The 18119-nt window shown below is 47.1% G+C and carries 17 protein-coding genes and 1 pseudogene; 11 read left to right on the top strand and 7 right to left on the bottom strand.

Annotated elements, in window-relative coordinates; translation table 11 throughout:
- Positions 1 to 326: 326 nt before the first annotated feature.
- The 3 genes from ltrA (at position 327) to U738_RS07780 (ending at position 3450) form a co-directional block, all read left to right on the top strand.
- On the top strand, positions 327 to 1985 hold the full coding sequence (ltrA, locus tag U738_RS07790) for a group II intron reverse transcriptase/maturase (RefSeq protein WP_035583339.1): 1659 nt from the start codon (positions 327 to 329) through the stop codon (positions 1983 to 1985).
- 121 nt (positions 1986 to 2106) lie between these two features.
- Positions 2107 to 2412: a hypothetical protein gene (locus U738_RS07785; RefSeq protein ID WP_035578978.1), complete on the top strand. Its 306-nt coding sequence runs from the start codon at positions 2107 to 2109 to the stop codon at positions 2410 to 2412.
- Positions 2413 to 2715: 303 nt separating this feature from the next.
- Complete coding sequence (locus U738_RS07780; RefSeq protein WP_035578975.1) at positions 2716 to 3450, top strand: RNA methyltransferase; 735 nt, start codon at positions 2716 to 2718, stop codon at positions 3448 to 3450.
- A gap of 64 nt (positions 3451 to 3514) precedes the next feature.
- Here U738_RS07780 and U738_RS07775 read toward each other — a convergent pair whose 3' ends face one another.
- The gene (locus U738_RS07775; RefSeq protein WP_035578972.1) at positions 3515 to 4864 is read right to left on the bottom strand and encodes a Na+/H+ antiporter family protein; all 1350 of its coding nucleotides are present in this window, start codon (positions 4862 to 4864) and stop codon (positions 3515 to 3517) included.
- 206 nt (positions 4865 to 5070) lie between these two features.
- On the opposite strand from U738_RS07775, the gene U738_RS07770 reads away from it, so the two are divergent.
- From U738_RS07770 to mntR, 7 genes and pseudogenes are all read left to right on the top strand, one after another.
- Positions 5071 to 6468 carry a GntP family permease gene (locus U738_RS07770; protein ID WP_035578969.1) on the top strand — a complete coding sequence of 466 codons (1398 nt, stop codon included), beginning with the start codon at positions 5071 to 5073 and terminating at the stop codon, positions 6466 to 6468.
- A 58-nt stretch (positions 6469 to 6526) separates the two neighbouring features.
- On the top strand, positions 6527 to 7735 hold the full coding sequence (locus U738_RS07765; RefSeq protein WP_035578968.1) for an MFS transporter: 1209 nt from the start codon (positions 6527 to 6529) through the stop codon (positions 7733 to 7735).
- Positions 7732 to 7857, top strand: coding sequence for a hypothetical protein (locus tag U738_RS23710; protein ID WP_268746281.1), 126 nt, complete (start codon positions 7732 to 7734; stop codon positions 7855 to 7857). Before U738_RS07765 ends, U738_RS23710 begins: the two co-directional genes overlap by 4 nt.
- A 35-nt stretch (positions 7858 to 7892) precedes the next feature.
- Positions 7893 to 8342: a potassium channel family protein gene (locus U738_RS07760; protein ID WP_035578965.1), complete on the top strand. Its 450-nt coding sequence runs from the start codon at positions 7893 to 7895 to the stop codon at positions 8340 to 8342.
- 27 nt (positions 8343 to 8369) lie between these two features.
- A pseudogene (locus U738_RS07755) lies at positions 8370 to 9377 on the top strand (cation:proton antiporter domain-containing protein); the annotation flags it as partial.
- Positions 9378 to 9515: 138 nt separating this feature from the next.
- Complete coding sequence (locus U738_RS23800; RefSeq protein WP_442905701.1) at positions 9516 to 9911, top strand: NAD-binding protein; 396 nt, start codon at positions 9516 to 9518, stop codon at positions 9909 to 9911.
- Positions 9912 to 10200: 289 nt separating this feature from the next.
- Positions 10201 to 10680: a manganese-binding transcriptional regulator MntR gene (mntR, locus tag U738_RS07750; protein WP_035578960.1), complete on the top strand. Its 480-nt coding sequence runs from the start codon at positions 10201 to 10203 to the stop codon at positions 10678 to 10680.
- Between the two features lie 207 nt (positions 10681 to 10887).
- On the opposite strand, the gene U738_RS07745 is transcribed toward mntR, so the two are convergent.
- From U738_RS07745 to U738_RS07735, 3 genes are all read right to left on the bottom strand, one after another.
- Positions 10888 to 11646 (bottom strand): DUF3750 domain-containing protein, encoded by a 759-nt coding sequence (locus U738_RS07745; protein WP_035578958.1) that lies wholly within the window; start codon positions 11644 to 11646, stop codon positions 10888 to 10890.
- 352 nt (positions 11647 to 11998) lie between these two features.
- A complete protein-coding gene (locus U738_RS07740) occupies positions 11999 to 12946 on the bottom strand; it encodes a glycosyltransferase family 2 protein (RefSeq protein WP_081899067.1) in 948 nt (315 codons plus the stop codon).
- Entirely contained in the window at positions 12947 to 13474 is a 528-nt protein-coding gene (locus U738_RS07735) for an SGNH hydrolase domain-containing protein (protein WP_035578954.1), read from the bottom strand.
- On the opposite strand from U738_RS07735, the gene U738_RS07725 reads away from it, so the two are divergent.
- A protein-coding gene (locus U738_RS07725; protein ID WP_092490829.1) for an IS3 family transposase occupies positions 13473 to 14638 on the top strand; the annotation gives its coding sequence in 2 pieces (ribosomal slippage) (positions 13473 to 13734 and positions 13734 to 14638; 1167 coding nt in all). The two genes, U738_RS07735 and U738_RS07725, sit on opposite strands and share 2 nt — an antisense overlap.
- Here U738_RS07725 and U738_RS22665 read toward each other — a convergent pair.
- From U738_RS22665 to U738_RS07710, 3 genes are all read right to left on the bottom strand, one after another.
- Positions 14635 to 16254 (bottom strand): acyltransferase family protein, encoded by a 1620-nt coding sequence (locus U738_RS22665; protein ID WP_051912765.1) that lies wholly within the window; start codon positions 16252 to 16254, stop codon positions 14635 to 14637. The genes U738_RS07725 and U738_RS22665 overlap by 4 nt on opposite strands.
- A gap of 186 nt (positions 16255 to 16440) precedes the next feature.
- Positions 16441 to 17199, bottom strand: a complete 759-nt coding sequence (locus U738_RS07715; RefSeq protein WP_035578951.1) for an AAA family ATPase — start codon at positions 17197 to 17199, stop codon at positions 16441 to 16443.
- Between the two features lie 177 nt (positions 17200 to 17376).
- The gene (locus U738_RS07710) at positions 17377 to 18117 is read right to left on the bottom strand and encodes a glycosyltransferase family A protein (RefSeq protein WP_035578949.1); all 741 of its coding nucleotides are present in this window, start codon (positions 18115 to 18117) and stop codon (positions 17377 to 17379) included.
- Positions 18118 to 18119 lie beyond the last annotated feature (2 nt).

Below are 18119 nucleotides of genomic sequence, written 5' to 3'. Positions count from 1 at the left end.
CCCTGTATCTCCGCCCTTCTTGGGCAGGCAAAGAGCAATCGATGCTGTAGGAGGTGCAGGCTTAGGATGTTGGAAAAAGCGAATGCCATCCTGTAACGGGATGGATAAGAGGTTAAACGTTCCTCTACCGGAAACGGGGCCCACGTCCAACTGGTCTTTAATCGTGTGATAGTGCTGTAAAGCGCTCTTCATGCAGACATGACGATAAAGGTATAGGCTCTTCCAGAGCCTTACCAATACCCTTGCGGGAGCAAATACACTCCCGCAAGGGACTAATGTATTTGTTCTCCGAGGGTCGTCCTATCGGCATTTCGGAGGATAGCAAGATGAGTACTGACTTTAACCAAGTACCTGCGTTCTCCCACCCGCCCGAAAGCTGGCACACCATTGATTGGTCTGTCGTTAATAGGCAGGTGAGAGGGCTACAAGTGCGGATCGCGAAGGCGACTCGGGAAAAACGTTGGCGCAAGGTGAAAGCCCTGCAACGACTACTTACCCACTCGTTTGCGGCCAGAACATTGGCCGTTAGACGTGTCACTGAAAACCGGGGCAAGAAAACGCCCGGTGTTGATGGTGAATTGTGGAGTACTCCACAAGCCAAGTGGTTAGCGTTAGGCAGGCTAAAAAGGAAGGGCTATCGCCCTGCCCCACTACGCCGTGTCTATATTCCCAAAACGGACGGCTCACGCCGCCCACTAGGGATACCTACGATGCGGGATCGAGCCATGCAAGCACTATATTTGCTGGCGCTCGAACCAGTGTCGGAAACGGTAGCTGATCGTAATAGCTATGGATTTCGTCCCTGGCGCTCAACGGCCGATGCGATAGAGCAATGCTTTGTCAATTTGAGCCGTAATCACTCTGCTGAATGGGTGCTGGAAGGCGATATCAAGGGGTGCTTTGACAATATCAGTCACGACTGGCTACTAGCTAACGTCCCTATGGACAAGCACGTACTCAAGATGTGGCTGAAAGCGGGATTCATGGAGTCCAGACAACTGTATCCGACAGAGGCAGGAACACCTCAGGGTGGGATTATCTCTCCGGTATTAGCCAACTTGGCGCTTGATGGGCTGGAAAAAGTGTTGGAATCCCATTTTGGGAAGAAAAATACCAAAGCCAGCTACAAGACCAAAGTTAATTATGTGCGATACGCCGATGATTTCATCATTACTGGCATCTCAAAAGAGCTGTTAGAAAATGATGTTCTACCTGTCGTTACTGCCTTCATGGCAGAGCGCGGACTAACATTGTCGACCAGCAAAACCTTGGTCACGCACATTACAGAAGGATTTGATTTTCTTGGGCAGAACCTGCGGAAATACAACGGTAAGCTGTTGATTAAGCCTAGCCGTAAGAACCTGCAAAGACACCTGAGCAAAATCAAGGACATCGTCAAAGTGAACCGTACGTCACGACAAGACATATTGATAAAGCAGCTCAATCCAGTCCTACTCGGTTGGGCTAACTATCATCGTCATGTCGTGGCCAAGGAGACATTTGGCTATGTTGACTACCGTGTTTGGAAACTCTTGTGGCGCTGGAGCTGTCGGCGTCACGGTAATCGTCAAAAACGCTGGGTGAAAAAGAAGTATTTTCACTCAGTCAAAAGCGAGAACTGGGTTTTCCAAAGCACCTTATTGCCCGGCAAGCCAGTGAGGTTGTTGAGCAGTAAGGACATCCCAATTGTGCGACATACTAAGATCAGGGCGGAAGCGAACCCTTATGACCCTAGAGACGAGCAGTATTTTGAGGACAGGCTGGAGCGTTCTTGGAAGTCGTCGACGAAAGGTCGTAAGAAACTGCAAACGCTCTGGACTCGGCAAGGTAAACGCTGCCCGATGTGCCGTAGTGTTATCACCTGGGAAACGGGCTGGAATGTTCACCATGTGATGGAACGGCATAAAGGTGGCGGTGACGAGCTGAGTAATTTAGTGTTGTTACACCCTAACTGCCATCGGCAGTGGCATTCGAGGGCTACTTAATAATGCAATTATAACGCTCTACATGTGGTAGATTCTGTCTAATAAAGCACGATATATTGACAATCAATCATAAAAACTGTAAATTAAGACAGTAGCTATGATCTTGTTGATGAGGTGTGTAATGACTGATGACTTTATTACCGCAAGTGAAGCAAGAAAAATTGCAGGCTCAACCCAAAAAGACCTTGGCGAGCTGTTATCTCTGGCTGACAGGGAAATTAGAAATTATGCTTCAATCGGCTCAACTAGTTTGGCGCCGGATTTAAGTGGAAATCTAAACACTGTCGACCAGAGTACGTTAAAGATGTTTGTCTCATTTCTGCAAGAAAAGGGTTATGTGACAGAACTCTCAACTACAACGGATCGTTATAGCGTTTCAATCAGTTGGGCAGGTAAAGATCCTCAAAGACTAGTCGCTGGCCCTTAAAGCTTAAAAGGGCTTATAAAGGCTTGAGCCGTATGCGGGGAAACTCGCATGTACGGTTCTTAGGGGGCGGAGACGTAGCAATGCGTCTCTGCTACCCGACATGCACCCCTGAGCCCTCTGCTCAAGACTGCTAGCTGTTACTAGTTGCAATGCAGTCACCAACAACCCCGCCTCGTGCGGGGTTGTTGCGTTTTGAAAGATCACTAGATTCATTGCAACCCAATATCTCCTTGCCCCATCGGGTAGAGCGAACGTGGTACTATCAGCGCGGATTTTTATAAGGCTATAGGGCAAAACCAGCGCATGTTGCAGCATATCCGTATCGTACTCGTTCAGACCTTCCACCCCGGCAATATCGGCGCTGCGGCACGAGCCATGAAAACCATGGGTTTAACCGAGCTGGTGCTGGTTAATCCACGTCTGTTTCCCGATGAAGAAGCAACTCGACTAGCGGCAGGCGCCACTGATGTTCTAGAGAGCGCCCGCGTGGTTAACTCGCTGGAGGAAGCCGTTAACGATTGTGTTCAGGTAGTCGGTGCCAGCGCGCGACTACGTAGCCTACCCTTGCCCCATTTTGACGAACCCGATGATATGGCGGCAGACGTCATTCAGAATGCGCAAACGGCGCCGGTAGCGCTAGTGTTTGGGCGTGAACGCTCGGGGCTGACTAACGATGAGATTCGCTGTTGCACGCACCAAGTCAGCATTCCCGCCAATCCTGATTACGGCATTCTAAATTTATCTCAGGCGGTACAGATACTGGCTTACGAAGTGCACCGCGCCTGGCGTAAAGGTGAGGATAGCGGCTTTGCTTATCAGCGCCCGCTGGAGGCAACGCCGCCCAGCCGCGAACAGTTCTTACACTTTCAGGCGCATCTGGGTCGCTTAATGCAGGAGAGCGGCTTTTTAACCCAGCCACATGCCCGCACTGAAGAGCAGCTTCAAGCCCTCTTCGCCCGCGCCCAACCCAGCCGCAAAGAACTTTCGCTTCTGCGAGGGCTATTAAGCGCGTTTGAAAGCCATCTGCCTAAACAGTGAAGTATTGAATAGCTATAAAAAAGGGACAACAGCGTTGTCCCTTTTGAGTTTGCAGATAGAGCTTTTAGAGCATCATTGCCGCTAGCCAGCCAAAGCCGACTAACGGAATGTTATAGTGTAGAAACGTCGGCACCACGCTGTCCCACATATGATCGTGCTGACGATCAACGTTTAGGCCAGATGTTGGCCCCAAGGTAGAGTCAGAGGCAGGCGAGCCAGCATCACCCAATGCCGCAGCCGTACCCACCAGCACCACCGTGGCCATAGGGGAAAAGCCAAACTGTACCGCCAAGGGCACGAAGATCGCGGCGATAATTGGGATGGTTGAGAACGATGAGCCGATACCCAGCGTAATAAATAGCCCTACCAGCAGCATCACCAGTGCCGCTAACCCACGGTTATCGCCAAAGAGTGCAAAGGCCCCCGATACCAATGCATCAATCTCTCCCGTGGTTTTCATGACTTCGGCAAAGCCCGCCGCGGAGATCATGATAAAACCGATCAGCGCCATCATGCGCATACCGCTAGTAAATAGATCGTCCGCTTCGCGCCACTTAAAGATGCCGCCCATTGAAAGCAGACCAATCCCCACCAAACCACCCAGTATCATTGAACCGCTATAAAGCTGGAGACCGAGTGCTGCGACGATCGCCACCCCCGACATAACAAGCCCCAGCATATGCGGTTTGGCGGGCGTATGGCCTGCGGTAACGTTGGCGTTAGCGATATCTTCGGCTTGATACTCACGCGGGCGGCGGTAACTCCAAAATAGCGCAACGATTAGCCCCAGCGCCATGCCCCCTACCGGCACCGCCATGGCCAGCGGCACCATGCCACGGGTAATCTCTAAACCTAGCGGTTCCCCAGCGCTATTTAAGTTGGCCAAAAGAATATCATTTAGAAAAATCGCCCCAAACCCTACCGGAAGCAGCATATACGGCGCCGTTAAACCAAACGTAAGCGCACATGCTACTGCGCGTCGATCCAGCTTTAAGCGATTCATCACGGTTAGCAGCGGTGGAATCAGCACCGGTATAAAGGCAATATGCACCGGGATCGCGTTCTGAGAAGAAATAGCCACCAACAGCACTGCCGTTAGCAACAGCATTTTGACCCGCGTCTGTTGCGCAACGCTGGCCTCTTCTTTACCCAATAACGTAATCAACCGATTAGCCAGCATATCCGGTAGGCCAGAGCGGGAGATCGCCACCGCAAAGGCCCCCAAGGTGGCGTAGGCCAGTGCTACCTGGGCCCCGCCGCCAACGCCTGTATTAAAGGCGTCCAGCGTTTGTTCTAGTGACAACCCACCCACTAAACCGCCGACTAAAGCACCCACCACTAAAGCAAATACAACCGAGACACGCGCCAGCGATAGCGCCACCATCACCAGCACCGCAAGAATTACTGCATTCATGAAGTTTCCTAGAGCAATTGAAAGGTCATTAACGGCGAAGGGGGCGGATTTTAGCAGATTAAATAGGTAAACCTAAGGCCACAGTTCATGCTTAAAGCATTGCTACTTTAGTCGCGATACCATTGCTGCATTGCACCACACTACCTAACATCGCTCTCTGGCTTAATTTCAGCGCTGGCTACTTTACGGTCTGCTTAGGAGCTCGCATGAGCATAGTTGCGATTGTCACTTCACTGCTTTTATTAATGTTCCTCGCTTATCGCGGCATTTCGGTGCTGCTGCTGGCTCCTCTTATGGCGTGTTTAGCGGTGTTGCTCTCTGGCGATGCCGCCTTTTTATTGCCGATCTACACCGATACCTTTATGCGCGCGCTGGGTAATTACGTCATCCAGTTCTTCCCGTTATTCTTGTTAGGCGCTCTGTTTGGGCAGTTGATGGCCGATTCTGGTGCCGCCCAATCGATTGCCAACGGAATTGTCAAAAAACTGGGCACTCACCATGTTGTGCTCACCGTCGTCATGGCCTGCGCGGTGCTCACCTATGGCGGCGTATCGCTGTTCGTCGTTGCTTTTGCCATTTATCCGATCAGCCGTGAACTGTTTCGCAGCGCCAATGTGCCCAAGCGGCTAATTCCAGCTTCCATCGCGCTTGGCTCTTTCACCTTCACCATGACAGCCCTACCGGGGACACCTTCGATACAGAACGCGATTCCCATTCCTTATTATGAAACCAACAGCTTTGCAGCCCCTGGTCTCGGTATTATCGCCGGACTGATTATGCTTGGGCTAGGGACTTTCTATCTTCAGTCACGGGTAAAAAAAGCCGCATCTAAGGGTGAAGGATACGGTCAACATACTGAGCGCGAAGCAGTTGCCAATGAAGAGCAAGAACAAGCACCCACTAGCCTCCCGCTGTGGCTGGCACTGATACCGATCATTATGGTGATTGGTTTGAATGCTCTGTTTACCTACGGTGTGTTTCCTGCCCTTGATTTAAGCTTTATCAGCGAGGAGTTTGAAAATGTATCGCCATCGGGACAGAGCGGGCTTTGGGCTATTCTGATCGCCCTGCTCAGCGCATCTGCATGGCTGATTATTACCCGCTGGAAGCATTGGCTGGATCTTAAAGAGAGTGTCAATAAAGGCTGTTTGGGCTCGCTGCTGCCGATTTTCAACACGGCTTCAGAGGTAGGCTACGGTGCCGTCATTGCCAGTTTGGCGGGCTTTGCGATTATCCGTGATGCCGTGCTTACAGCTTCACCTGGCAACCCATTGATTTCAGAAGCCATGGCAATGAGCGTGCTGGCGGGGATCACTGGCTCCTCTTCCGGCGGGCTCTCAATTGCGCTAGAGACTCTGGGTAGTGAATACATGGCCATGGCCCAACAAGCAGGTATTAGCCCAGAGCTAATGCACCGCGTCGCAACGCTTGCTGCTGGTGGCATGGATACGCTTCCCCACTCAGGCGCGGTTATCACCCTACTGGCTATCTGCGGCCTTACCCATCGCCAATCTTATGGCAACGTCGCCATGGTCACCATTGCTCTGCCGATCATTGCGCTCATCAGCGTAATTACTTTGGGTACCCTTTTTGGCAGCTTCTAAAAGCGCACAACGCATGCGATAGTGAGCTAATTGTTAGCCTGCCAATAAAGAGAACATCATGGCCTTCGTTCTTCGCCACTCGCTGCTGCTGATTATATTGGGAAGCCTGGTTATTTCCACGGCCATGGGCTTACGCCATGGTTTCGGGCTCTTTATGGAGCCCCTTAGCAGCGAGCTCGGCTGGGGGCGTGGCGTATTTGCTTTTGCATTAGCCTTACAAAACCTGGTTTGGGGCTTATCGCAACCCTTTACCGGTGCACTCGCGGATCGTTTCGGCGCGGCCAGAATTATCGTGGTTGGCGGCTTGCTGTATGCCTTGGGGCTGCTGTTTATGAGCCTCTCTACGTCAGAACTAGGCATGACGATGAGCGCTGGGCTGTTGATTGGTCTGGGCCTCTCTGGCACCACATTCTCGGTCATTTTAGGCGCTGTGGGCCGCGCTGTGGCGCCCGAAAAACGCAGTATGGCGATGGGCATTGTTAGCGCGGCGGGCTCGTTCGGGCAATTCGCCATGCTGCCCGGCACTCTTGGCTTGCTCGAGTGGCTTGGCTGGGCGGCAGCGCTGATGGCGATGGCGGCTATTGCAACCATCATCATTCCCCTGGGGGCAATGCTGCGCGATAAGCCATCCGCCAAAACCACATCCGATTTAAGCCTCAAAGATGCGCTCAACGAAGCAGCAGGCCAAAAAGGCTTCTGGCTACTCTGTTTAGGTTTTTTTGTCTGCGGCTTTCAAGTGGTTTTCATTGCCGTTCACCTCCCCGGCTACTTATTCGATAACGGCCTAGCGGTACAGGTGGGCACGACAGTATTAGCGTTAGTGGGGCTGTTTAATATTGTCGGCACTTATACCGCGGGGTGGATGGGTGGCATCTGGTCAAAACCCAAGCTGCTAACCTGGCTCTACTTGATTCGCGGCGTAGTGATTACAGCGTTTGTTTATTTGCCGTTAAGCCCTGTTAGCGCTTATTTATTCGGTATCGCCATGGGGTTGCTATGGCTCTCCACTGTGCCGTTAACCAACGGCATTGTGGCGTCCGTGTTTGGTGTTCGTCACCTCTCTATGCTGGGCGGCATCGTGTTTCTATTTCACCAGTTAGGCTCCTTTATGGGCGTCTGGCTGGGCGGCTATTTTTATGATCTTACCGGGCACTACAATACAGTCTGGCAAATTGCGATAGTGCTCTCGGTCGTCGCTGCCGCACTACATTGGTTTATCAGTGAAAAGCCGCTCGAGCGCTCGCAGTCAACAACAGTGATCCCATGACAATCAATCATTTACTCAAAGCCATGGCGGCCATTCTGCTGCTTACCTGTTTAATGCTCGCATGGTGGGGCTGGCAGCATATGGATGCTGCCTTGCTACTGATTGGAACCCGGTTATGCTAACGAACAAAGGCCGATTAAGTTGATGACTTGTTAAGATGACGATTCCTTACCCCGAGCATATCGCGGTTGTGGTAACCACCTTTGTTACCGTGGTCATTGCGGTACTGCTTCACTATGAAGCCCTGTGGCTTATCTCGCGCCAAATAGAAAAATCTCGACGCCCGCACCGACAACGCATCCTGGGGATGGCGTTTGGCGTATTAATGACCCACATTGTTGAAATTTGGCTGTTCGGGGTTACTGGCTGGTGGCTAACCGATCAGCTAAGTATCGGTGCTTTACACGGGTACGACAGCTTTAACGTACTTGATTACATCTTTTTCTCTGCGGTGACCTATACCACCGTGGGCTATGGCGATATTTATGCCATGGGGCCGGTGCGCTTTCTGTACGGCACGTTGGCCTTAACAGGCTTCGTTCTGATCACGTGGTCGGCATCGTTCACTTTTATAGAAATGCAAAAGCACTGGCGGGTTGGCAGATAGTCAGCACCGTCGCTCTAGGGATCCGGCATGTTTGAAGTGGTTATTCTATCGGTAGCGTTTGTTTTTGGCATCGCTGCGCGACAGCTAAGTTTACCGCCCCTTGTAGGGTTCTTAGCAGCAGGGTTTGCACTCAATGCTTTTGGCCCCAATATTGGCCTACCAGCAGATGCGGGCCCACTACTTGAGCATCTTGCTCATTTAGGAGTGCTGCTACTGCTGTTTACTATTGGCCTGAAGCTCAATATACGTAGTTTGGCAGAACCCGTTGTACTGGGAAGCTCATTTATACACTTGGCGTTTACCTGCGTGTTGTTTACGGCGGGTTTTGTCATTTTCTTATCGCTACCCCTTGATAAAGCGATACTGCTCGCCATTGCGCTGTCTTTTTCAAGTACGGTATTAGCGGCCAAAGTACTCGAAAGCAAACGCGAATTACGTGCCCTGCACGGTCGGATTGCGATTGGCATATTAATCATTCAGGATCTAGTTGCCTTAGTGGTTCTTAGCGTTTATGGCGGTGATTCCCCCAGCCCATGGGCCGTGTTGGTTTTTCTGCTGCCACTATTAAGGCCTGTTCTTTATTGGCTTATGAACGCGGCGCAGCACGATGAACTGCTGGTGCTATTAGGTACCGTGTTAGCCATTGCCGTTGGCGGCATGGGCTTTGAGGCCGTGGGTTTAAGCTCTGAAGTAGGCGCTTTGGTGATGGGACTTCTGCTTGCCAAGCACCCCCGCGCTCAGGAGTTATCTAAGGCGCTGTGGGGAGTTAAAGAAGTGCTGTTAGTCAGCTTCTTTCTGCAAATTGGCATGGCAGGATTACCCGATAAAGAAGCACTTATCTTTGCAGTGATCATGGCTATTCTGCTTCCACTTAAAGGGGTGCTGTTTTTTGCCCTACTGATTGCCTTCCGTATCAGAGCGCGTAACGCCTTTCTGGGTGGCTTGAGCCTGACGGCCTATAGTGAGTTTGGTTTGATTGTCGCTGCGAGCATTTTGCCAGAGTGGCTTGTTCCGCTGGCAATTACCGTTGCCCTATCCTTTGTTATCGCTGCACCGCTTAACCGCATCGCCCATCAACTTTTTGATCGTTGGGAGAATAACCTGCTCCGTTTTGAACGGCACGCCCGACATCCTGACGAGCAGCCGGTAGATTTAGGTAGCGCTACCATTCTGGTGTTGGGCATGGGTAGAACAGGTAACGCCGCCTACGATTTTTTTACCGATAAGGGCATGGCGGCAGTGGGCATTGATTCAGATCCCAATAAAATAAATACTGAACGGCATGTTTTTTATGGTGATATCGAGGATGTGGGCTTTTGGCACCACCTTGATATTGCGCAAATAACAGCTGTTACGCTAGCCACTCCGGAACTTGAGAGCAAGCTTATTGCAACCCGCGAACTACGCGAAGCGGGCTTCACTGGCCACATTATTGCGGGCATCCACTTCCAGGATGAAGCCGACCCGCTGCATGCCGCTGGAGTAGATCAAACATATTTGCTAATGACCGGTGCAGGCATCGGTATTGCCGAAAAAACCTGGGAAAGCCTGCAGTCACCGCCGCTGTAAACGTTTGGGTAAGTGGTATTAACCAATTTGACGATGCCGCCAAAACCGCATCAGTCCCCCCCTTGCTTGGGCGAGAACAGCAGCGCCATAAAGAACTAACAGAGCCATATCTAGATTGCGCTTACTCGTTGCCTCTCACTTTTTGTTAATGAGCGATAAGTGGACTTTAGCTCCGCAAGAAAGCTTTGTGCAAACAGTTTAGCCTTGGCTAACAATATTGCACAAAAATACGTTACTATCCCTCCGACTATCCAATGATTGTTCCCACTGCTTCCGATATAATTTACCAATGACTGATTCTAATCCGAACGCCTCATTGACTACCCCAAGCATTCCTGGAGATGCACTGCCCCCCGTGGAGCAGCATGCCCAGCAGTATGCAACGGTGCGAAATGCCCACGAAACCGAACTGATCGAAGACTACGTTGAGCTAATTGGCGACCTGCTGGCGCACCGCGGCGAAGCGCGTGCAGCGGACATTGCCAACCGAATGGCGGTCAGCCAGGCCACAGTCTCAAAAATGATTCGGCGTTTAAATGAGCTGGAGCTGGTCACTAGTAAGCCCTATCGCTCGCTGTTTCTAACCGAAGCGGGCCAAAAAATGGCAGAAACGTCACGCGCCCGCCACGATATCGTGCTGCACTTTTTACGTGCCCTTGGGGTAAGAGATGCGACTGCACGTATTGACGCCGAAGGCATGGAGCATCATGTAAGCGACGAAACCCTCGCCATCATGCAGCGCTTTACCGAGCAGCAGCAAAACGACTAAACCCGCGTCTCGTCATCGGTGGGAAAACCGCAGATGAGTCACTTGGGTAATTGTACCGTTCGAAATCATTTCCAGTTGAGTGGTTTGGATACTGTCGGCCACACTGTTTGGTGTCATCAGCGCCCAACAGTGTGCATTAAGCTTGCGTGCAGAGTGATCGCGAAGCCCACACACACCGACGACTCCTCATGGCTGTTACTTTTATAATTAGCCTCCCAATACTTTAGCAGGCATCCCCAACCGCCCTATACCCGGCAGTTTCAGAGCAGGTCGCATAACATCGAGACCAAAGCTCAGGCCGAGGAGATTGAGTTCAATCCCCTCCTCCAATGCCAACATAATGCCCACCACCCCACCCAATGACACCTGATAACCAGTGCCGCTTGGCGCAGCCGCAAAGACGCCATTGAAAATATAATCCTTGCCGATAGCGGTTACCGGTAGCGTCACCTCAAATCCTGGCACTTCGCGTATTACCCAAACAATAAAGCTATTGCTGTTCGGGCCAGGCCACACTCGATAAAGCTCAGCTTGGGGGTAGTCAGCGGCAGCGACCTCTATCTGCGGTATCATCTGCGTAGCCGCATCGCCGCGATAGTCGGCCAGTAGTGTAGGTGGATTGCCAAACCAGGCTCGATCAGGCGTATCGATAGAAGACACCACGGTGGGACGCCGCCAGCTCAATACTTGATGGAGTCGGTAGCTATCAGCGTCTTCCGCCTTAGTCGCAATCCAGATATGTTCGCCAAACGCCCCGCGCCAATTATAAGCTCGTGCTGAATAGACCTGAACAACGGCTTCAGAACTTACCGCTGGGTCAGGCGCTATGCCCGCGGATGAGCGATCCAGTGATGACCAAGGGCTATCAGTCACTACTTGATTACTCGCCAATATCCAAACAGGCCCCGCCAACAGCAGCGCTACAAGCGCTACAAAAATAAGCAGCCAACGCAGTAACATTTTCATCGCTTTATCCGTAGCTGAAAGTTATCTGTTTAGTACCTCGATAGCTCACATGGTGCAAGCACGGGTTTCAACGGCGTCATGGGTTCTGCAGGGGTATGGATAATCGTGCAGTAAAATCCGTTCTAATCGAGACATGAAATATAAGAAATATTTACATAAAAAAAACCCTCCAAAAAATTCAGGAGGGTTTCTAAACTCTATATCTATACTGATTTCAAGTTTACAGTGACTATCTTTTATAAACCTTAATGTCAGCTGAAGATTTCAATAAAACTCTGTTAAAAAACAACAACCACTCAGAATGTTCTGCTTATTAAAATTAGCATAACATAGAAAAATCTATAATTATTTATCAAGACCTTTCAGGTTTAGCAATGCCAATTAGCAAGGCTAGTTTATAGGTAGTCGAATAAATCTTAAAATAATAACATAACAAATAAGCCAAGAGCTTTTTAGAAAAAGGGAGACCCTTTTTAAAAAAAAGACTCAACTGCCTTCGCGGAGGAAAATAACCTTTAAGCAGTGTTAAAAAAAAACTTTTTTTAACACTCTCATTTTCCTTATTTACTTCACCACCGAGCACTCTCTTACGTTTTTTAAGCATGGCTTTGATATCGGCACGAGCAGGATGGTTCACAATAACCTCTGGAGCGTATTCTATTGGTATACCTTTAGCCATTGCCCTCCAGCCCCACTCATTATCACCTCCGGACATTAATGCATCATTAAAAAAACCAACCGTTTTAAAATGTTTAGCCAATGTGATCATGTTGGCAGTTGCGGCGCCACCAGTCTTTGCATATTTTTCCTGATCGAAAGAAAAAGCTTTTTCATAAATTTCAACAAGAGTGAGCTTATCAGACTTAAAAAAAAGCTCTATCCTGCCAGCAATTCGCTCTACACCTTTATCAAATCGATTAACTGCAGCTTCCAACCAGTAAGGATCAGGAATACAATCAGAATCTGTAAAGGCAATAATTTCACCTTTGGCCAATTTTAAAGCAGCATTTCTAGCAGCGTATGACCCTGGTTTAACCTCAGTAATTACACGAAAATTATTGGGCAAGTGAAAATCAAGAGGCAACGTATCTTCTGGTGCATTATTTACAATGATGACTTCAAAATCATTTTGTGGATATGATTGATTTTCCAATGCAGTAACACACAGTTTTAAACGTGCCCAATCATAATAGGTAGGCACAATAACTGAAGCTCTTGGGTTGCTAATTTTCATAACCCCTCCTGCATTTTCTCTGGCACTTTTATATTTCACCTCTTTTTCAAATCTATAAAAAGACATTTAATCGCTCTCCCCATGGTTATTAAAAGTCTGAAAAATGGATGTTTGGTGCTCAAGTGACGCTTTCAGACTTGGGGTAATATATTCAAGATAATTTCGTGTCAGGTGGTGAGTATCAGACCACATTAACCTTCCATCAAAATATGCTGGACACAACCCATCAACACATATTAATTCAGTAAAGTCTATAGAGATGAAAAGAGGAATTTCACCTACATACGCCTCTATAGGATTGTCTTCTAGTAGCACTTCGTCAATTGGTCGAGCGCATTGGCTCGCTTCTTGACGATTCTTCCACACGCAATAGCTTGGATCACTTTCAAACCACGGATTATCTCTTATCCCCATTACTGGAATACCCAGGTTGGTTATTTCTCTCCATTTCTCCACATGCCCAGTAGGAACAAATTCAATAACATTGTCTGCTACTAATCTGTTGTCGCGTGGCCGATTAGATCTCGTAGAATGATCTTGCCCAGTAACGATGGACATCTCAAGAATGTAATACACTGCAGTGAGGTGGACCATGGCAAGATCGACGACATCAATGAAGAAAAAATCCTATACCCGTTACTCAGAAGCTTACCGGCAAGAAGCGTTAGCACTCGCTGATCGCATTGGCGTTGCTGCAGCGGCTCGTGAATTGGGTCTACATTCGAGTCAGCTTTATCAGTGGCGTTCTAAGGTTCAGCAACAACAAGATACATCGGAGCGAGAGCGGTCACTAGCAGAAGAAAACGCTCGCCTGAAGCGACAGTTAGCCGAAGCCAATGAGGAGCTGGCCATCACAAAAAAGGCCGCGGTGTACTTTGCGAAGAGCCTGAAGTGAAGTACGCCTTTATCCATCGTCATCGCCAGGCTTTCAGTGTTCAGCGCATGTGCCATGTTGTTGGGGTCGCTCGAAGCGGCTACTACGCTTGGCGACAGCGCGAAGGAGGTCTGTCTCTAAAGCGCAGCCAGCAAGCCGTTCTCGATAAGCGTGTGGCTGCGGCGTTTCACCAACGTAAAGGCCGCTCAGGCGCCCCGAGATTAGCTCTAGACCTGCAAGATGACGGAATACCGGTGAATCGCAAGACCGTGGCTGCCAGCTTACAGCGACAAGGCCTGCGTGCTAAAGCTGCCCGTAAGTTCAAGGCCACCACAAACTCTCGACATTCGCTACCTGTTGCGCCAAACCTGCTAGAGCAAGACTTCAGGGCTTCAGCCCCTAATCAAAAGTGGGTGGGTGATATCACCTACTTGGCGACGGGTGAAGGTTGGCTTTATCTTGCTGTGCTAATTGATCTTTACTCTCGCAAAGTCGTTGGTTGGGCAATGAGCGAGCGTATGACGGCAGATCTTGTCTGTGATGCACTACAAATGGCGCTATGGAAACGTAAAATGCCAACAGGCGTGATCGTCCATTCAGATCGAGGTGGTCAGTACTGTTCGACGCTGTATCAGTCGCTACTGACGCGACATGAACTCAAGTGCAGTATGAGCGCGAAAGGCAACTGTTATGATAACGCCTGTGCCGAAAGCTTCTTTCACAGCCTCAAGGTGGAAGCGATCCACGGCGAGAACTTTAAAACGCGAGATATGATGAGACGCCAGGTGTTTGAATACATCGAACTGGACTACAACAAGCAACGACGGCACAGTGCTATAGGGATGATCAGCCCAGAGGCGTTTGAAGTCCGAATGATCGCTTAAACGAGTGTCCACTGTTGCTGGGTAAGATCAGAATTCGTTATAACAAGGTCAGGTGATAGCTCACTCAAATACTCAACAATGCTTTCATTCCACAGTTTACAAGTATCATTGTCCTCCACAATTTCATAACCAAGGGAACAGGATTGTTTTATTATACTTACTATCTTGAATCCATATTCTTCTGCTAAGTTCGTAAAAAAAGGCTCCCATTGTCCTATATGTGAACCACCCACTAATGCAACAACGCTGTCAGATGTAACATCTCCAAACTCACAAGTTGAGATTTCAGACTCAGCAACCGTTGCAGCACAATCATTGTCTCTAGCCATGGCTTCACCTAAATCATTAGATATTGCCGTAACATAACTATAATTTAAACTTGAAGCATTATTTTGTATAGAAATTTTAGAGCCATTAAAAAAAGAGTCTTTAAAAACAACGCTTACATCATGAAGATTTTCAATATAATATTTCGCTCCTAGACCAAGCGTCACAGAAGGAATAAAGAACAAAAATCCCGCCATATAAGAAATCCATATTTTAGACTTTGGTATTCTTCTAAAAGGTTTTTCAACTAACCAGGTTGTAATAATAGCTAGCAAAACACTTAATATCACGACTAAAAAACCCTTTATCACTCCTAAACTTGTCGTTTCATAATAATGCTGGAAGAAAACCAATATTGGCCAATGCCAAAGATAAATGGTAAAAGACATTGCACCAAACATAACAAGATATCGATTTGACAAAAGCCTATTCATCAGCGTCGTATATTCAGATTTATCTCCTGAAATTATCAGAAACACGGCTGATATGACAGGAAATAGTGAGACATATCCGGGAAAATTCCATTCTCTAGGCAAAAATATGCCTACACTAAAAAGCACTAGAACACCTAGCAAAGAGAGAGCCGAAGCATGTTTTTTACTCAGATTTATATAAGGTATAAATATAGCAGCAAGTGCACCTATTAAAAACTCCCACACTCTTGCTATAGGATTAAAATAAGCCGTATCTGGAGTATAGTGCGTAGAGATGAGGGAGTATATAAAAGAGAAAAGCACAACAGCAGAAACACCCAATATCAAGGGCATCAATGATTTTATTCTGCTTGAAATATACAATAACGGCCCAATTAAAAAAGGAAAAAAAGCATAGAACTGTACTTGCATTGAGAGAGCCCAGTACTGTTGGAAGGGACTAGCCGGGTCGCCAATCTGTAAGTAGTCAACCTCTCTTCTTATTAACAATAGGTTTTCTAGATGTCCGGCACTAAAAATAAATTCATGTATTGTAGCCACCCAGTATACAGGAGGCACGAAGAAGTAACTAAGAATAAAAGTAGCCAAGAGTACAACGTAAGCAGATGGAGCTACACGCTTAATAATTCCTCCCCAAAAATGAAAAGGCTTTATACTCCCTTCCTTTCCATACTGGCGAAGCAACATGCCTGTCATTAGAAACCCAGATACAACGAAAAATACATCGACACCTCCAGATACCTTCTGAAACCAGATATGGAAAACAAGTACAAGCATCGCGCCGATGGCACGAACTCCTTGAATATCTTCACGATACTTATTATTTAGAGTATAAACATCAAATATTTTGTTCACTTTTATCCTCCTTGATAAATAGCAAAAACATTCAAAAAACCTAGTCATAGGTATCCCCTGAAGCCCCTCAAGAGGAAAACTCAACGTCTATATAAAGTGATTAAGGACAAATAATCGGCAATTCATTACTTTATCAAAATATTTTCAAGCTCTCTCAACCCAAACAATTAGATTCATAATAATTAATTATTGACCATTTTTTTTGACAAAATCATCTATATATTTCGTGTTTTCTTGACTACTATCTTCAGCATTTATCGTTAACACCGGCACTCCTCTTGTTTTAAATTTCCTAATCACTTTTTTTCTTTTTTCTTGAGCCTTTCTACAGTATTCAATAATTTCACATTCTTGTTTGTTTTTATAATATGGCAAAAGATTACCAGTTTCCCTGTAACGTTTCAGAATACGTTCCGCTATAATTTCTGGCCGAGCGATCATATGTACAAGAATCCTTTTCTCCATCAACTTACTAAATATAAACTTATTTTGTTCCCAATTATCACTAATTTCATATTTGAAATGGTGAAAAAGCCCTTCGTCTATTAGTAATACAGTAGGATTTTTGTTATTTTCAATATATTTATCCATTGCTCTTGGAATAATAGCGTGCCGCAAATATCTAGACCTTACTCTCTCATCCTCCAAACTCATTATTTTATAATCTAAAATACTTGTATATGCACTGGCTATTTTATTATTACGTTGCAGCCTGGTTGCCCATAATTTTGTACAAATCAAGCCTTTAATTAATTCCTTTTCTTCCATATAGTCTATCAGCGTACTCTTCCCCACACCTGGGCATCCTATAATCTCTATAAAAAGTGATTTATTTGCGTTATCTATCTGGTAATCAAAAACACCTTTAACTAAAAAATGTGCTCTATACTCACAACCATAAAATCGATCTAATAAATTTTTGGCAGTTAATACTAATTGGGTCATGGCTCATTACCTTTACAAGTAAATCATTGCATAGATTTATTTTTGTTAGCTAAGATATACAGACATCATTCATATCAGCATGCGGAAAATTCTACAAATCCTCTGTAGTTGTATGATTATTTAGGTGATCTATCTTATACTTTCATTTCGAACAATTACCGTAAATAAAAAATTTTCTTATCCACTTAAAACACGATCCCGTAATCTACCGTAATAGGGCTGAGGTATTATTAGAGTTATTAAGGTCATCCACTGACGGGGGCGCATACTAAAAAGCGTTAATGAGCGAATATCTTTCTCAACCGACCTTCCAACTATCTTTTTCTCGACTGCCCATGACAATATTTTACGATTGATAGCGGCATTGAGATAATGTTTTTCAAACCAATTCAGCCCAACATTAAACTCCCTCTTTAAATCTAAACATGGATGAGTTTGAATTATATTATTTTTATTGCTTACCACACCGCTGTTATGAAGTAACCACATGCTCGTAACAGTGGGATCATAGTGAACCATTTTGAGACTGCATATCACTTTTAACCAAAAATAAACATCCCCTGCACGCAGATACCGATCAACAGGAAATCCACCAAGAGCCTTGAATGTATTTCTATGTATGCAAGCGCCGTTCATATGAATGAAGTCAGAACGAGCGAACGCTGCTAAAGCTTCCTGTCGACTCAAAACTCCGTTTTTTAAAAATTCACTTCGCGGAAGTACTATATTTCCTTCCATCTTCCTAAATGCATTTACAAAAAAATTAATAGATGGGTTTTCCGAAATAGCATTAGCAAATCTCGATAGATGGTCATACACAAGCAGATCATCAGCATCAAAAAAAACCAACCATTCAGATGTTGCCTGCTGTGCCCCATAATTGCGCGCTGCGTACCCACCTGTGATCTTACCCAGCAACA

Origin of the sequence: Halomonas sp. TG39a (assembly GCF_000744395.1) — a bacterium.
Taxonomy (GTDB): Bacteria; Pseudomonadota; Gammaproteobacteria; order Pseudomonadales; family Halomonadaceae; genus Vreelandella; species Vreelandella ventosae_B.
The sequence above is the reverse complement of the archived record's forward strand: the minus strand, read 5'-3'. Positions and strand labels throughout refer to the sequence as shown.

What these genes read in the sequence shown, in the direction of transcription:
- U738_RS07770 (WP_035578969.1), top strand. Translation starts at nt 5,071, where the DNA reads ATGAGCATAGTTGCGATTGTCACTTCACTGCTTTTATTAATGTTCCTC.
- U738_RS07745 (WP_035578958.1), bottom strand. Translation starts at nt 11,646, where the DNA reads ATGAAAATGTTACTGCGTTGGCTGCTTATTTTTGTAGCGCTTGTAGCG.
- mntR (WP_035578960.1), top strand. Translation starts at nt 10,201, where the DNA reads ATGACTGATTCTAATCCGAACGCCTCATTGACTACCCCAAGCATTCCT.
- U738_RS07765 (WP_035578968.1), top strand. Translation starts at nt 6,527, where the DNA reads ATGGCCTTCGTTCTTCGCCACTCGCTGCTGCTGATTATATTGGGAAGC.
- U738_RS07785 (WP_035578978.1), top strand. Translation starts at nt 2,107, where the DNA reads ATGACTGATGACTTTATTACCGCAAGTGAAGCAAGAAAAATTGCAGGC.
- U738_RS07715 (WP_035578951.1), bottom strand. Translation starts at nt 17,199, where the DNA reads ATGACCCAATTAGTATTAACTGCCAAAAATTTATTAGATCGATTTTAT.
- U738_RS07775 (WP_035578972.1), bottom strand. Translation starts at nt 4,864, where the DNA reads ATGAATGCAGTAATTCTTGCGGTGCTGGTGATGGTGGCGCTATCGCTG.
- U738_RS07760 (WP_035578965.1), top strand. Translation starts at nt 7,893, where the DNA reads ATGACGATTCCTTACCCCGAGCATATCGCGGTTGTGGTAACCACCTTT.
- U738_RS07735 (WP_035578954.1), bottom strand. Translation starts at nt 13,474, where the DNA reads ATGGTCCACCTCACTGCAGTGTATTACATTCTTGAGATGTCCATCGTT.
- U738_RS23710 (WP_268746281.1), top strand. Translation starts at nt 7,732, where the DNA reads ATGACAATCAATCATTTACTCAAAGCCATGGCGGCCATTCTGCTGCTT.
- U738_RS07740 (WP_081899067.1), bottom strand. Translation starts at nt 12,946, where the DNA reads ATGTCTTTTTATAGATTTGAAAAAGAGGTGAAATATAAAAGTGCCAGA.
- U738_RS07780 (WP_035578975.1), top strand. Translation starts at nt 2,716, where the DNA reads ATGTTGCAGCATATCCGTATCGTACTCGTTCAGACCTTCCACCCCGGC.
- ltrA (WP_035583339.1), top strand. Translation starts at nt 327, where the DNA reads ATGAGTACTGACTTTAACCAAGTACCTGCGTTCTCCCACCCGCCCGAA.